Origin of the sequence: Pedobacter cryoconitis (assembly GCF_001590605.1) — a bacterium.
Classification (GTDB): domain Bacteria; phylum Bacteroidota; class Bacteroidia; order Sphingobacteriales; family Sphingobacteriaceae; genus Pedobacter; species Pedobacter cryoconitis_A.
In genome coordinates this window covers 1,709,495-1,724,128 of sequence record NZ_CP014504.1, presented here as the reverse complement: position 1 = coordinate 1,724,128, position 14,634 = coordinate 1,709,495, and the positions used below count along the sequence as shown (strand labels likewise).

15 protein-coding genes are annotated in these 14,634 nt (G+C 39.3%); 5 read left to right on the top strand and 10 right to left on the bottom strand.

What is annotated here, in order from left to right; genetic code table 11:
• The first annotated feature begins 30 nt into the window (after positions 1 to 30).
• Positions 31 to 957 (top strand): hydroxypyruvate isomerase family protein, encoded by a 927-nt coding sequence (locus AY601_RS07370; RefSeq protein WP_068398633.1) that lies wholly within the window; start codon positions 31 to 33, stop codon positions 955 to 957.
• A gap of 32 nt (positions 958 to 989) precedes the next feature.
• A complete protein-coding gene (locus AY601_RS07365) occupies positions 990 to 1,832 on the top strand; it encodes a TerC family protein (protein WP_084359145.1) in 843 nt (280 codons plus the stop codon).
• On the opposite strand, the gene AY601_RS07360 is transcribed toward AY601_RS07365, so the two are convergent.
• Positions 1,791 to 2,093, bottom strand: a complete 303-nt coding sequence (locus AY601_RS07360; protein WP_068398630.1) for a hypothetical protein — start codon at positions 2,091 to 2,093, stop codon at positions 1,791 to 1,793. The two genes, AY601_RS07365 and AY601_RS07360, sit on opposite strands and share 42 nt — an antisense overlap.
• A 66-nt stretch (positions 2,094 to 2,159) precedes the next feature.
• Positions 2,160 to 2,399: a hypothetical protein gene (locus AY601_RS07355; RefSeq protein ID WP_068398627.1), complete on the bottom strand. Its 240-nt coding sequence runs from the start codon at positions 2,397 to 2,399 to the stop codon at positions 2,160 to 2,162.
• A gap of 176 nt (positions 2,400 to 2,575) precedes the next feature.
• Here AY601_RS07355 and AY601_RS07350 point away from each other — a divergent pair, with 176 nt between their 5' ends.
• Positions 2,576 to 2,833 carry a hypothetical protein gene (locus tag AY601_RS07350; protein WP_068398624.1) on the top strand — a complete coding sequence of 86 codons (258 nt, stop codon included), beginning with the start codon at positions 2,576 to 2,578 and terminating at the stop codon, positions 2,831 to 2,833.
• 34 nt (positions 2,834 to 2,867) lie between these two features.
• On the opposite strand, the gene AY601_RS07345 is transcribed toward AY601_RS07350, so the two are convergent.
• Genes AY601_RS07345 through AY601_RS07330 form a run of 4 tightly spaced genes read right to left on the bottom strand, consistent with a single transcriptional unit; the run spans position 2,868 to position 6,266 of the window.
• Complete coding sequence (locus AY601_RS07345; RefSeq protein ID WP_068398621.1) at positions 2,868 to 4,379, bottom strand: S8 family serine peptidase; 1,512 nt, start codon at positions 4,377 to 4,379, stop codon at positions 2,868 to 2,870.
• A 37-nt stretch (positions 4,380 to 4,416) separates the two neighbouring features.
• A complete protein-coding gene (locus tag AY601_RS07340) occupies positions 4,417 to 4,788 on the bottom strand; it encodes a hypothetical protein (RefSeq protein ID WP_068398619.1) in 372 nt (123 codons plus the stop codon).
• Positions 4,789 to 4,819: 31 nt separating this feature from the next.
• Positions 4,820 to 5,896 carry a hypothetical protein gene (locus AY601_RS07335; RefSeq protein WP_068398616.1) on the bottom strand — a complete coding sequence of 359 codons (1,077 nt, stop codon included), beginning with the start codon at positions 5,894 to 5,896 and terminating at the stop codon, positions 4,820 to 4,822.
• Between the two features lie 4 nt (positions 5,897 to 5,900).
• A complete protein-coding gene (locus AY601_RS07330) occupies positions 5,901 to 6,266 on the bottom strand; it encodes a hypothetical protein (protein WP_068398614.1) in 366 nt (121 codons plus the stop codon).
• Positions 6,267 to 6,791: 525 nt separating this feature from the next.
• On the opposite strand from AY601_RS07330, the gene AY601_RS07325 reads away from it, so the two are divergent.
• Positions 6,792 to 7,373, top strand: a complete 582-nt coding sequence (locus AY601_RS07325; RefSeq protein ID WP_068398610.1) for a hypothetical protein — start codon at positions 6,792 to 6,794, stop codon at positions 7,371 to 7,373.
• A gap of 51 nt (positions 7,374 to 7,424) precedes the next feature.
• Here AY601_RS07325 and AY601_RS07320 read toward each other — a convergent pair whose 3' ends face one another.
• From AY601_RS07320 to AY601_RS07305, 4 genes are read right to left on the bottom strand one after another with little or no spacing between them, the layout of a single operon-like run.
• Positions 7,425 to 8,039 carry a class I SAM-dependent methyltransferase gene (locus AY601_RS07320; RefSeq protein ID WP_068398607.1) on the bottom strand — a complete coding sequence of 205 codons (615 nt, stop codon included), beginning with the start codon at positions 8,037 to 8,039 and terminating at the stop codon, positions 7,425 to 7,427.
• A gap of 31 nt (positions 8,040 to 8,070) precedes the next feature.
• Positions 8,071 to 8,982, bottom strand: a complete 912-nt coding sequence (locus tag AY601_RS07315; RefSeq protein WP_068398605.1) for an autotransporter domain-containing protein — start codon at positions 8,980 to 8,982, stop codon at positions 8,071 to 8,073.
• Between the two features lie 49 nt (positions 8,983 to 9,031).
• Positions 9,032 to 9,847 (bottom strand): glycoside hydrolase family 16 protein, encoded by an 816-nt coding sequence (locus tag AY601_RS07310; RefSeq protein WP_068398602.1) that lies wholly within the window; start codon positions 9,845 to 9,847, stop codon positions 9,032 to 9,034.
• Between the two features lie 35 nt (positions 9,848 to 9,882).
• On the bottom strand, positions 9,883 to 11,730 hold the full coding sequence (locus tag AY601_RS07305; RefSeq protein ID WP_068398599.1) for a glycoside hydrolase family 30 beta sandwich domain-containing protein: 1,848 nt from the start codon (positions 11,728 to 11,730) through the stop codon (positions 9,883 to 9,885).
• Between the two features lie 454 nt (positions 11,731 to 12,184).
• On the opposite strand from AY601_RS07305, the gene AY601_RS07300 reads away from it, so the two are divergent.
• Positions 12,185 to 14,617 carry an outer membrane beta-barrel protein gene (locus AY601_RS07300; RefSeq protein WP_068398597.1) on the top strand — a complete coding sequence of 811 codons (2,433 nt, stop codon included), beginning with the start codon at positions 12,185 to 12,187 and terminating at the stop codon, positions 14,615 to 14,617.
• The last annotated feature ends 17 nt before the right edge of the window (positions 14,618 to 14,634 follow it).

Genomic DNA, 14,634 nt, shown 5'->3' with positions numbered 1-14,634 from the left:
CAAAACATAAAATAGCTTAACCATTTTAATATGAACAGAATAGAATTTTTAAGAAATAGTGCAATTGCAACGGGTGCACTGATTGCAGGTTCTTCCGTAAATGCGGTGGCTGGCTCTCCGGAAAAAATACAAATGCTGGCTGGCAAAACATTTAATCTGGATTATGCACCTCATCAAGGCATGTTCGCCCAGCATGCAGGAAAAAGCTTTCTGGATCAGATCCAATACATGTATGACCAGGGATTCAGGTCAATTGAGGACAATGGCTTTATAGGCAGACCTGTAGCGGAACAGACGAAAATTGGCGATTTACTTGCTAAGCTTGGCATGAGAATGGGTGTATTCGTGGTAGATGGGGGTGATAACTGGAAAACATCCCTGACCACTGGTAAAAAAGAATTCAAGGATAAATTTATAGAGACTTGCCATCGTTCTGTTGAAGCTGCAAAACGCTGCAATGCGAAATGGGCCACCGTAGTCCCTGGATTCTATGAACGTAAACTTCCTTATGGGATCCAAATGGCCAATGTCGTAGATGCCATGCGCGCAGGTGCAGAGATTTTTGAGCCCCATGGCCTGATCATGGTATTGGAAACTTTAAGTGACACACCAGAACTATTTCTGCAACAGACACATGAGACTTATAATGTTTGTAAGGCAGTCAATAGTCCATCTTGCAAAATACTTTTCGACATCTACCATATGCAACGGACAGAAGGAAATCTGATCATCAATATTGATCGCTGCTGGGAGGAGATTGCCTACGTGCAAATTGGTGATAACCCGGGAAGAAATGAACCAGGCACTGGTGAAATTAACTATAAAAACCTATTTAAACATCTGCACCAAAAAGGATACAAAGGAGTGATGGGCATGGAGCATGGCAATTCAATAAAGAGCAAAGAAGGGGAGTTGCGCGTTATTCAGGCCTATAGAGAAGCAGATAGCTTCCTGTAGGAAATGTTCAGGTTTTAAAGTAATTTTGGCTTATGGATTTTTTACACACGATTCTGGGACCAGATATTAAAGCAGGATTACTGATTATTTTAAACTTGATTGTCATAGAAAGCTTGCTCTCGGTGGATAATGCTGCGGTATTAGCCACCATGGTCATGGATTTACCCAAAGATCAACGTAAAAGAGCTTTGAAATATGGGATTATCGGTGCTTATGTATTTCGTGGGATTTGTTTATTCCTTGCTGCCTGGTTAGTCAAAATATGGTGGTTAAAACCATTGGGAGGACTATACTTATTGTATCTTGCTTTTGATTTTTTCAGAAAAAGAAGTAAGAAAAACAACGTGCATCAGGAAGAGCAGATTGATAAATCAAAAAGCTGGTTTTACAAAAACACAGTTGGTTTAGTAGGAACATTCTGGGCAACTGTTGCCCTGGTTGAGGTCATGGATCTGGCCTTTTCAATTGATAATGTATTTGCGGCTGTTGCTTTTACAGATCATATTTACCTGATTTATATCGGGGTATTCATTGGAATTTTAGCCATGCGTTTTGTGGCACAGGCATTTGTCAGATTGATGGAGAAATTCACTTTCCTGGAAACTGCTGCCTTTACCGTGATTGGTGTGCTGGGTATTAAACTGACCTCATCACTTTTGACGCATTTCTTCCCTGAATCAGCAATCACGCACTTAATAGAGAGTGAAAAAACAGATCTTTTTGTGTCGATCTTTACGGTAGCCATTTTTGTCCTGCCCATTGTCTCCTCAATGTTGTTTAACTTCCCTAAGAAGAGTAAAACCCATGATGAAATTGAAAAAGAAGAAGGAAACTCAGCTTTTGATCAGGATCAGCAAGGCAACAAACAAGCTTAAATCAAAAGTAAAAGTACATACCCAGATAAACCGTCTGGATAAGCCCAGGTTGCGGTAGTAATAAAATTCTTTCTTCTTATAATTGCTCAGATAATACCCAACTACCCCGAGTGTAATAACTTTGAACCAGATAATTACAGGCTGAAATTCTACGCCCATAAATTGATAAGCTATAATTCCAATTAAAAAGAGGATTAAAGTGGTGGCCATCAGGCCTAGATAAGAAGTCAGTAAAAGCCTTAAAATTTTCAGTGTTTTCATATTAGAGCGAGATAGATTCTTAAATATATAATTTAAATAACTATCCTGAAAATCAATGATGTAATTTTAATGTGATTTCCTGATTTTTTTTCTGGGAGAAGGGACCTCATATTCCCGTTCCGGGTAAATGTTCCACTCGTTCAGTGCTTTTTGCAAGGTTCCCAGTTTGGACTCTTCCATATTGACCAGGGCAGTTTCAGGCCACAGGCTATTATCCAGTATCTGGACATGATAAGCCTCCAGAATGGAGCATACCCTTTCCAGGTCAGGCTCTTCAATCCCTTGATATTTTATAATGAAATTCATTTTTGAAGCATAACGTTTTCATAAATTTAATCAAAATATTGATTAAATTTATGCTAAAATTTTTATGTGGTAATTGGCCACTTACGTATTTTCACCATGTTTAGGTATTTATACGTATGATAAAACCGTAATTAACACCTATTGATGGGATGTTGGCTAACAGATACTTTAGTATCATGCAAAAATACACTTACATCGCGGACGTTAACGAAATGAAACTGATATTAACGATTAACCATGCAACGGCAGTTGTACCACTTTACCAGGTGTTTACCGACGGTAAATTAGTGGGGTGCTTATTAAAAGAAACGCTGGAAGAAAATTTAGTCTGGAGCGGAACCACACTGCTAACCCAAAGGCTTGCCTTAGAGGTCGGAGATTTCATCAGGAGAAGTGACGAATTAACTTTTAAACAGGGATCACTGCAGAATTAATTAGTGATCCCTGTTTAGCGAGTGTAGTTTGTAGTTATTTTGCCGCTGCTTGTGGCTGTAACATACCTTTACCTTCATACAGGTTTCCAAAGCCTATAGCTTTGATATTGACAGAAAGATATTTCACCATCTCGTCTGCTCTGGTTTGATTTCTTGGCAAATTAAGCAGTTCAGGGTTACCAGCGAGTATTCTCGCTGCCATACCTGCCGCTGCAGGGCAAGCCATACTGGTCCCGTCCATCACCGCATACAAGTCATTTGGGTAGGTAGAGATGATTCCGACCCCAGGCGCGGTTAAATCAGTTTCAGGGCCAATATTAGAAAAATCAGCTATAAAATTAGCGGTATCTGTGCCGTATGGCTCTTGTACTGCCCCACTTTCTACACTATCTGGCGGAAAGGTATGGAGTCTGCCCATCGCAGAAACCGCAATAGAAAGACTATCATTAGCCGGGAAGCTTACCGGACTTCTGTTGTCATTTCCATTTGCAGCGAAACACACAATTCCGGCATTATAAGCTTCTTTAATGTAGCTTGTAATCCCTTCATCAACCTGTGATTGTCCAAGACTCATATTAATCAGGTCACATTGGTCTGTTATAGCTTCATTGATCGCTTTCATAATGTCAAAATTTGAAGCGCCACTTCCTTTTGGGAAAACACGGTAACTCATAATTTCTACACCAGCGGCAACACCATTCAGGTCACCGTAAGCTCCAATTATCCCACCTACATGTGTACCATGACCTTCGCCATTATCCTGATAATCAGTTTCTTTTTCACCCCTGACCAGGTTTTTACCTCCTGTAACTTTCAGGTCATGGTGAGGGCCAACACCAGTGTCAATAATTCCAACACGGACTTTTTGCTGGAGTTTAGGCAATTTAGCGGTATCATAAAAGTATCTCAGGCTATCTTTGAAGTCAAGCTTGATAGGTACGAGTTCAATGTCAAGGGTGGCACCCAATTGCACATCTTTTTTAAAATAACCCCAATAGCTATGGTCTGCGTAAATATAAATACGTTCTGCAATACTTTTATTCAGATTTAAAGAGATAGTCCCTTGTGCATTAGTGACTCCGGAAGCTCCTTTACTCGCTGTAAAATCTGTAAAAAGTACGACTGTGGCATTTGGGATCCCTTTGCCATCGGGATCCTTAACCGTTACAGTAACTGCGGTTTTTACTTCAACCTGCTCAATCTGGATCAGTATTTTTTTCGGTGAACAAACTGCAGGATCGTAGAATTTCTCTTCAATGATCCTTAATCCGGGGTAGGAGAAACGGAAATTAGCCAGCTCATCGTCATTGATCCTGATCAACTTTGCGCCTTGTTTTTCAATAGAATCCAATACGATAACAGGGATGTCATCACTTGATTTTTGGTGCATATTTCTGCTGGCCAGACTAACTGTGGAAGAATGTTCAGCAGAATTACTAAGCATGGTCAGAAACCTGGCTACATTTGGGCTGTCTTGTTTGGTAATATTGGTGCGGAAGACGGGGAGCAGAATGTAGTTTTTCGAAGCAAAATTGTTCTTTTTCATAAGCAAGAGGATTTAAAATTAGTTGAGGAAGTAATATTTACCACCAGGTGGTATTGAAGCGTCTTTTCGTTTTGATAAATGGCCTGAAACCAGCCTTAGCAGCGGCAGTAGGGTCAGTTTTTGAACCCAATACCTGGTTTGTACCTGTTGCAGTAGCATAGATCAGAAAACCATTTAGCAAAGCAATAAAATACCTGGAAACTTCATTTCCTGCAGCCTGTGTCAACAAGGCAGCTGCAAACGAGATGAGGATAGAAACCAACAGTGCAAGCCATTTTGGATTAAAATCAAAGACTTTCTGGATTGTACTGCAAATAATATAAACTGCACCAGTAGCCCCCGCTAAAGTACTCAGGCTGGCTGTAGTGAAAAAATCTCCGGGAATACCTGTGGAATGTAATTCTTGCATAGCTTAAGGATTTAGATAAGACATTGGGTTTCTATTTCGCGAAATCTCTGGACATAATTGAACTGAAAGAATATTTAGCTACGATACCAAAGGAAAGCCGTTCGTGGAACTGTTCTGTACTGTGAAGGCTGTTAAATACATCATTTGATTGCAAATAAAGACCACCGGCAAATTTACCTTCACTTTTATAAAAATTGATTGCTGTACCTGCCTGAAAGACCTTATTAATCTCTTTTTCCTGTAAAGGCAGAATGATCCGTGTATACAAAGTATTCCAAACCAACCGGTAATCACCGTTAACCCGGCCATAATATAGTGCATCAGTTTTTATATTAGCCCTGTTATAAGCCATATATCCGCCTTGGTAAGCGCTGAGCTTAGTTTCTGTTGACAGTTCAGCATTATTCGCTGTTGTGGTGTTTTTCAGCGTGTAACTGGTCAGGGCTAAAGAATCAAGATTATTATAGCGCTCATAACCTAAGGCAATACCAAATACCCAGCGTGGTGCATATTCATAATTCAAACCTATATCCACAAAGCCGCCTCTGAAACTGACCTTTTCAAACCTTTTGGACAGGGAAGGCGCATCTTCAGGTTTATAGAGCCTGAAATTATCTGCATTGAGCCCGGCATTGATATAAGTTGTTAAAGATTGCGTATGCCTGGTTCTCCGGTTAGCTTCTATTTGCTGATTTAATAGCTTAATAGCATTTACAGCGGCCTCATTTTTATCAGGATTTGCATCTTCAATTTCTTTAATCCTTTTTAGCAGCTCAAGCACAGTAGTCTGATAGCTTTTTCTTAATCCAATAAAAATACCAGCTTTAGACTGTGGTGTCAGCTTACCTCCGTTAAATAGATCTGCAATGCCCTCTCTGTTGTTTCCACTGGCAGACAAACCCCAAACTATTTGTGAAGGTTTTTCTATAGCCAGCTTCCTGAAGTTATTCCATGAAGCAGACAGCGCTGCTTCGCTCAGGTTAAATGAAAAATCCGAATTTTTAGTAATCACAGAAGATTCCCCTCTTGCATCTTCCGCAATAATTTGTGCAACAGCCCTGCCAGACAGGACTATACTTAATAGTAACAGCAGGTAAAGCGTTTTCATAGCGTTATTTTGTAAGTTTATTATAATCCAGGTTCCCATTGGTATCTGTATATACCTTGATTGTGTTTGCAGCGAGTGGTTTACCATCTGCCTGAATTTCTAAAGTCCAGAAATCACCTGACAAACCACCCGCATATAAAGTAACTTGCAAACCATCCTCTTCAAGGAGACATAAATAATTTTGAGAACCTTTGGTAGAGAAATTATCAGGGTTACTGTCCTGGTCGTGAGCCAGATCAATATGGGTATAGCCAATGCTGAAACCATTTTGAAGAAGAGTTACGTTCGAAGACTTTTTCAGACTGTAAGTTACAGTAACAATTTTTCCTGATTTGCCCTTGGCAGCAGGAGAAAGCTTGAAAAATTTCATAGAGTAAGTTGTTAGTAGTCAGCATTAAGGTAGGAATTTATAAATACAAATTACACTTATTAGAAATAATTTTCTCCACCAATCTGAAAGTTTATTCACATGTTTTTATCGCTGAAAAGAAGATTTGTTGGAAAATCATATTAGCATGGCTAATACTTTTCTTTGAAACGACTATCACAAGAGAATTTGCGGCTATTTATAAGAAGTAAAAGAAAATATATCCCTTAAACAGCCAGTCTTTGCAAACATTAGTGTAAATATTGTGAGTCAAGCTATCACGAATTAAATCCTAAGCTGTTGATTTTTAAATTAAAAGGTTATTTCAGGTTAATCCTATCCTGAAAAAGCACAGCAATTAAACTTGCAGTTATCCGCTCAAAATATTCACATCAGGCTCTGCAGCAGGTTTGTAAACAAACTTTAAAAAAACAGAAAAAAATTAAAACATTTCTCCAATCATTGGGTTTTTAGGGTATTCAGGCAAGAATAGCTTGATTAATTTTAACAGTTTAAAACAAATATCTTATGAAAAAATTTACTTTATGCCTGCTAACTGCAATCTTAGGAGTTGGCTTGTCTGCAAATGCACAAATCCAAAAAGGTAATGTAATGGTTGGTGGTAACCTGGCTAATCTGGGCTTAGATCTGAACGGTTCTAAAAACTTCAGCCTGGACATTACACCAAAAGCGGCCTGGTTTATTCAAGATAATGTTGCCTTAGGTGGTTACGTGAATTTAGGATTAAGGACCGTTAAGGATGGCCCAACTACAACAAACTATGGTTTTGGTGGTTTAGGCCGTTACTATACTGGTGCAGACACTGAAGTACTTAAACATGGCCGTTTCTTTGGAGAGGCTACCGTTGGTTTTGGTGGTACAAATACAAGTAAAGGTGGCGCTAACACGAATGGTTTAGCATTCAGTTTCGGTCCTGGTTTTGCTTATTTCATTACACCTAACATTGGTTTAGAAACCTTGTTAAAATACAATGCAACAGCAGGATTTGGAAACACTGGTTACCAAAATAACCTGGGCTTGTCTTTTGGCTTCCAGATTTATCTGCCAGGTCAGCGTTCAATTAACAAAGTTAAAGGCGATGTAAAATAGATTAAAACCTAGCATAGAAAGCCCTGTTGTGAAAGCAACGGGGCTTTTTGTTTATAATTTTTGCAGGCACCAGGTCGTCATGCAGCGCAAGTTCTGAACATTTGTAGTTTTGATGGGCTCATACAGATAGCCATTGAGCTCATTGGTATAGTCCAGTAAAGTTTGTTCATTCACTAAAAAGCGTGCTGTTCCATCTGGTAACAAATACCGGCCGTTGCCTAAAGGACTGATCAGCTCCTCTATCCCAATAACTGAAGCCAGCCTGGCAAAAAAGAACCCACCTGGCTTAATTACTTTCCACATCGCCAGCAGCATCTCTTTAAAATGCATTTCATTGTCAGCGAAATGCAGTACAGCACTGCAAATCAGCAAGTCGAAATATTCTTCGCCAAAAGGCATGTCCTCAGCACTGGAAACCCTGAAATTAAGCAGTGGGTGGGTGGGCGAAAGACGCTCAGCCAAGGCTTTAACTGCATTGATCGCTACTGGGTCAGGATCTATTCCATAGACTTCAAAACCGTTATTGAGAAAGTAAACCAGGTTACGTCCGCCACCACAACCAACGTCTATCACTTTTTGGCAATTGTTGTAATGGCCTTTCAATAACTGGTCAAATAGATAAATATCTATGTTACCGTAAAGGAGTTGCAGAGAAGATGAAGTCATTGCAATATATTTTTTTGAAATATACGTCAATTTAAAGACTTAAACCAAGACCCGCAGCTAAACCAGTTCCATGCCTGGTAGCCCCGTTAAATTGAGACTGAACTTCTTGACCATCTGCCAAAAACAGTTCATCAGTACCTTTACCTGTATTAGCGTAACTGTAATTACCACGTATAAAGACAGATAAAACAGGGTTAAAGCGAAAGTTTATTTGCAAAAAGCCATCAGTTCCATTACCGTTAGCAGTATGCCTGAAGCTTACCGGATGTACAAATGCATCAATCAGGTTCCAATCGGCAGTTGCGTTATATTTAAGTTGTTTATAGTTCAGCATTGCGTGGATTGAAAGCTGGTTACCAAGCCGGAGATTAGCTTCTATACCGATCATCGGACCAGTCCAGTTTGCCTGGTAAGTACTGTTTAATGTTTTGATAGCAGGATCAGTTTCCTCCTTAAAATCTTTCAGATGCAAATGCTGGGCACTTTTCAGATAACCTGCAAATGGACTGAGTTTAAGCAAAGGGTTTAGCTTAAATTCATAACCGCCAGCCACTGCATAATGGTAAGAAAAACCTTCGTTGCTATTTAAATTTGCCTGATAACCCGGGTTCATCCTGTCGTCAGCAGCATAATCTGTATCAGATACTTTACCACTTTTAATAGAATTACGCTGATAATTTACTTTTAAAAAGATAGGAGACCAGATATTCAAACGAATATCCAGTCCCATACCCGGGCCTTTTATATTTTTCCATTTGACCTCCGATAACACATTGGGATTTTGGCCCAAGCTATTGCCAGCGATCGACCAGTCAAAATCTGCGGTACTATAAGCACCATAAACCTGGAGTTCTATTGTGTTTTTTTCAGTTGTACCTTTTGAATAATTTGTGCCCGATTGCGACCTGGCAGAAATCGCAATAGTCAGCAGGAAAAGGAACATGCACAATTTCATCAGATTTACAGCTAAGTTAAAGGCCCTTTTCACAAAATTATGAACCTACAATTTTGTAAACCTTCACGTAATCTACATACATTTTTGCAGGTAATCTGCTCTCATCAATAGTTTGTCCCGGAAGATTACCACCAACGGCCATATTTAACAGTAAGAAGAACGGACGGTGAAATTCATCAGTACCATTAATACTGTTGGCAATATTGGCTTCATGAAATTGTACATCATCTACATACCATTTAATTGCAGTTGGCGTCCAGTCTACGCGGTAAACATGGTAATTCTGAGGACTGGTATTGGTATTACCACCATAATAAGCATAAGCCTGATCGAACCAGTGGATAGTACCTAATACTTGTGAATTCGTATTTACATTTTCCATGATGTCGATTTCACCGCATTTTGGCCATCCTACGCTACCGATATTTGCGCCAAGCATCCAGAATGCAGGCCATTGCCCTTGTCCCTGAGGCAATTTGATTCTAGCTTCAAATCTGCCATAAGTGTATTCCTTTTTACCCCTGGTAATCATTCTTGCAGAAGTATAAGGTGCTCCACCTACACTCTGTTTCTTTGCCGTGATAATCAGGTTTCCATCAGCTACAGTTGCATTGTCCGGTTGATAGTATTGTTTTTCATTGTTTCCCCAGCCGCCAGCACCGGTTTCAAAAGACCAGTTTGCCTGGTTTACCGAATTTCCATTAAAATCATCAGACCATAAGAGCTGATAACTTACTGCACGCGGGTCAGTATTGGCAGAAGAATTCTCTGAGGATGCATTCACGTCCTTTTTACAAGAACTCAAAAGTTGTGCGCCCGCAAGCAGGCACAGCATTAAATTAATTGTTTTCATAGGTGATAGGATTAGATTTGGTTATTAGGATTTGATTAATTCAAACTAAAAGCTTCCCATCCTGAGATAGTTGGCCTGGTGCAGGTCATTTCATTTACACCATTTTCTGAAGAAAGATATAAGCCGTTATTGCCTCGGAAAGAGATCTTCCCATCCGCATTGACTACCCAGTCGAATTTCTCCCAATCGCTGATCGTAGCTCTGCTGCAAGTCACTGAAGCGGCGCCATTTTCTGAAGAAACATATTTATTCATCGACATCAGGGCAATTTTACCGCCACCTGCATCTACAACTGTAAATTTTTCCCAGTCACCAGGAGCAGCTCTGTTACACCACATGGCTTTAACACCATTTTCGCCACTTACAAATTGATTATTGAAGCCTCTTAAACTTACGACCTGGCCAATAGGAGCTGTCCCCGGGTTTCCGGTAGCTGTGCCAGACCATTTAAAGGTAGCTACTGCACCGGCAGGCAGCGTATAAGTGAAAGATTGCGTTCCCCATTTCACTTTGAAGGTACTGCTTGATGAACCACTGTTAGAAGCGATGACTACTTTAGTGCCATCTGTATTTTTAAAAGCGACATTCTGGATAGTACCTGCAATATTTGAAGCGATCCTTACCGCCCCTGGCCTTACAAATTTAGAAGCATGTGCGATAATATAATAAGATACATTTCTGGTTACATTACTTCCATTAACTGTTAAAGCACCTTCACAAGTACTGCATCCGCCTTGCGTATGTGGACCATAATTTTGATCGGCAGCAAGGTTCCATTCGAGTACATTACGGCTCCAGTTTCTTGTTGCGCCAATAATCAAGGTATTGACATGCCATTGCAGGTCTCCGGCGAAGTTACTCGGACCACCAACCCATTGCTCTGTAAAATAAATGTTTTTAGCAGGAAAAGCGGTATGTACATCATTCAGGGCATTGATATTTCCACTATACAAATGAAAGGCAGAACCATCCACGTAAGCATTTGCCGCAGCATCTTGCAACACAGCCAGCGGATAATCAGTACGGTCTGTATTGTGATCATAAGCAATAATTTTAGTCTTGATCTGATTCGCACTGAATTGTGGCCCAAGATTGTTCTTGATAAAATTGGCCTGATCAGTAGCTTGCATAACCATACTTGGATTATTATAAGGATTTAAAGGCTCATTTTGTGGGGTGATTGCATCAATGATAATCCCCTGATCACGCATCGCTTTAATATATTTAACCAGATATCTGGCATAAGCATCATAATATTCTGGTTTTAAACTGCCATTCACATAAGCTCCGTTCGTTTTCATCCAGATAGGGGCAGTCCATGGAGAACCAAGGATTTTAATATTCGGATTGATGACCAGAATACTTTTCAATACAGGAATCAGGTCGGTCATTTCCCGGCTGATACTAAAATTATTCAGGTTATTGTCTGTTTGACCTGCTGGAAGATCATTATAGGTAAAAGGTTGTGCACTTAAATCAGAAGCACCAATCGAAATCCTTAAATAACTGATACCGATGTTTGATCCTGTAGTAGCAAATAACTCCTGTAGTAAGGTGTTTTTTTGTCCTGCGCCAAGTCCGTTGATTAAAGAGGCACTTGCTCCGGTTAAGGTATAGCCAAAACCATCAATTCCCTGGTAGGAGGTAGCTTCATCAATGTTAATAGTTACTGGATTGGTCCCTGCATCTGCCGCAAACGACACATTAGCCTGAGTTTGCAATAACTTGCTCTTGTCAGTGGTTGTTACCCAGACACTTACAGATTCATTGGCACGTACAATGGTTGGTGCAGCCGCTGCCCCAGCGGAAGAGAGATCCTTTTTACAGGAAAATAAGATGGCACAGCAAAGCGCACAGCCTAATAAAGACAATTTTTTGTTCATAGGGTAGATTGATAATATTTGGTTATAGGTTTAGAAAATGCCCGTAGATGTGACTCGAATGAGAGAGAAAAAAGGTAATCCGGATAAAATATAGTTACAATATAATACATTATTTTACAATATTTTGCTAATTAATTTAATATTTAATAGAAAATAAGCTTATTACTATATTTATTGTTAAATATAATTTCTTTCCTTTTATGGAAACGAGGTTTTAAACATTAGGTATAATTGCGTTTATTTTACACTATGAAAAATGATTAAACCTTTTAGTAAACAAATATTATCCGTTAAATCATTATTTATTTAGCTTAAAAAGCTTATTGTATTTTAATATTTAACTTAAAATTCTCTTGTAGAATAAAATTTGCCTGGAAACAAGTTTATTACATAACCTCTGCAACAAATGAAATGTGCCTGCGTCTTATGATCAGATTACCAACCTAAAAACTAAATGACCAAGAACTACGCAACCTTATTATTTTTATTCTGCCTCTCCGTTTTTTTTACTTTCCCTGTTGCCGCGCAATCTACAACAGGTACGATTAAAGGTTCGGTAATTGATTCCGCCACGAACAAGCCGATCGACTTGATGACTATTGCCCTTAAAAGGGATCATGCTGTGGTCAAAACCATGGTTGTTAATGCTGCTGGAAATTTTAGCTTTGAGAAGATAGCACCTGGTCAATATACCGTAACTGCAATTGCTATTGGCTATCCTGCTAAAAACGTTTCAGTAAGCCTCACAAGTGGAACAGCCGACTTAGGAAGCATACTTATGGTTTCCCAATCTAATAATTTGAAGGAAGTTTCTGTGACTGCAGACCGGCCTTTGATTAAACAGGAAATTGACAGGATTAGTTATGATATCCAGGCAGACCCTGAGAGTAAAGGGCTTACCGTACTGGATATGATGCGCAAAGTACCATTGTTATCTTTAGATGCCGATGATAATATAAAGTTAAAGGGAAGCGGTAATTATAAAATACTGATCAATGGTAAGCCCTCTACTATGGTAGCCAGAAGTCCTAAGGATGTATTGCGGAGTATGCCAGCTTCTTCTATACTTAAAATAGAGGTGATTACCACACCGCCAGCCAAATATGATAGTGAAGGCTTATCAGGTATTATTAATATCATTACTTCAAAGAAAATTGACAATGGATATAATGGAAGCTTAAACCTGCGTTACCAGGGACCAGTTGGCGGACCTGGAATGGGTGGTTTTGTTACTGTTAAGCAAGGTAAGTTTGGAATGACAGCTTACGGGGGAACTGGTTTTTACAGTTCACCACAAACGGAATCCTCTACAACCAGAACGACCACCGGAGATCTGCCCACTACCTTAATCAGTAAGGGTACACGCAGATTTGATAACAATTACCGGTACGGCGGTGTAGAATTAAGTTATGAAATTGATACTTTAAACTTAGTCACTATGGAATTGAATCCTTATGGAGGCTATAATAAATCCTATACCAGCCAATTGTTCAGTTTGACCGATGGTAACAAAAATATTGGCTATAACCAGCTCGGCAGAAACAGATTCGGCTGGAATGGTTTTGATGCAACCCTGAATTACCAGTTAGGTTTTAAAGGACATAAAGACCGCTTGCTGACTTTCTCTTATAAAAACGGTAATTCAGGAAATCCATTAGAAAACCACCTGACTTTCCTGGACAGGGCCAATTTTACTGATCCGGATTTCAACCAGAAAAACAATAGCCGCACAAAAGAACAAACCCTGCAACTTGATTACATACATCCTTTGAAAAGTATTACTATTGAAGGCGGTATTAAAGGGATATTGAGAACAAACAAAAGCAATTTCGAATATGAAAGCCTGAATGATGCTACCGGACAATTTCAAACTGATCCTGCACGGACTAATAAATTCAACAATGACCAGGATGTGATTGGCGCTTATAACTCCTATGCTTATAACCTGAAGGAATGGGGCTTTAAAGCTGGAATACGTGCAGAAGGTACCTTTGTAAAAGCAGATTTTATCAGCGCAGGGTCTAATGTAAACACGAACTATTTCAATCTGATTCCTACTTTATCAGTTAACCGCAAGTTTAAAGACATGAGCAGTTTGAATTTTGGTTATACACAAAGAATAGAAAGACCAGGTATTGATAATTTAAATCCCTTTGTGGACCGTTCTAACCCTAATTTCTGGACTACAGGTAATCCTGAGCTGAAAGCTGTATTGAGTAATAATTTTGAATTGACTTATAGCAAGTTTAAAAAGGGATCAATAAATGTGGGGTTAAGTTACAGGTTTGCAAATAACACGATACAGAATGTTTCAGTCTATAATGAAGAGGATAAGATTACAAGAGCTACATTTTTCAATATAGGTAAAGATAAAGCACTCAGTACTAACCTGAATATCAATTACCCGATTACCTCAAAATGGAATGTTGCAATGAATGGAAATATTGGTTACATCTGGATTCAAGGTGCTATTGATGGGCAAATGACTAAAAATGAAGGGTTAACGGGACGTGCATATATCAATACTGGCTATAAATTTGAACACGGATGGAAAGCGAATGCAAGCGCTACTTTTGAAGCACCAGAGATACAATTACAAGGGCAGACCAGTGCCTTTTTCTTCTCGTCATTTAGCGGGAGTAAAGAAATCATCAAAGATAAACTCACACTTTCTGCTGGCGTAAATAATGTCTTTTCGAAATTCAGATACTATACGACCTCTACACAAGGCACTAACTTCACGCAAAACTATCGTTCACAGAATTATAACCGCTCTTTTAATGTAAGTTTAAACTGGCGTTTTGGAAAATTAAAGGATTCAATAAAAAAGAATCAGCGTGGTATTGATAACAGCGATGTGAAGAAAAGCAGCACCTCAGGCAGTTAATTGCTATAATTTAAATC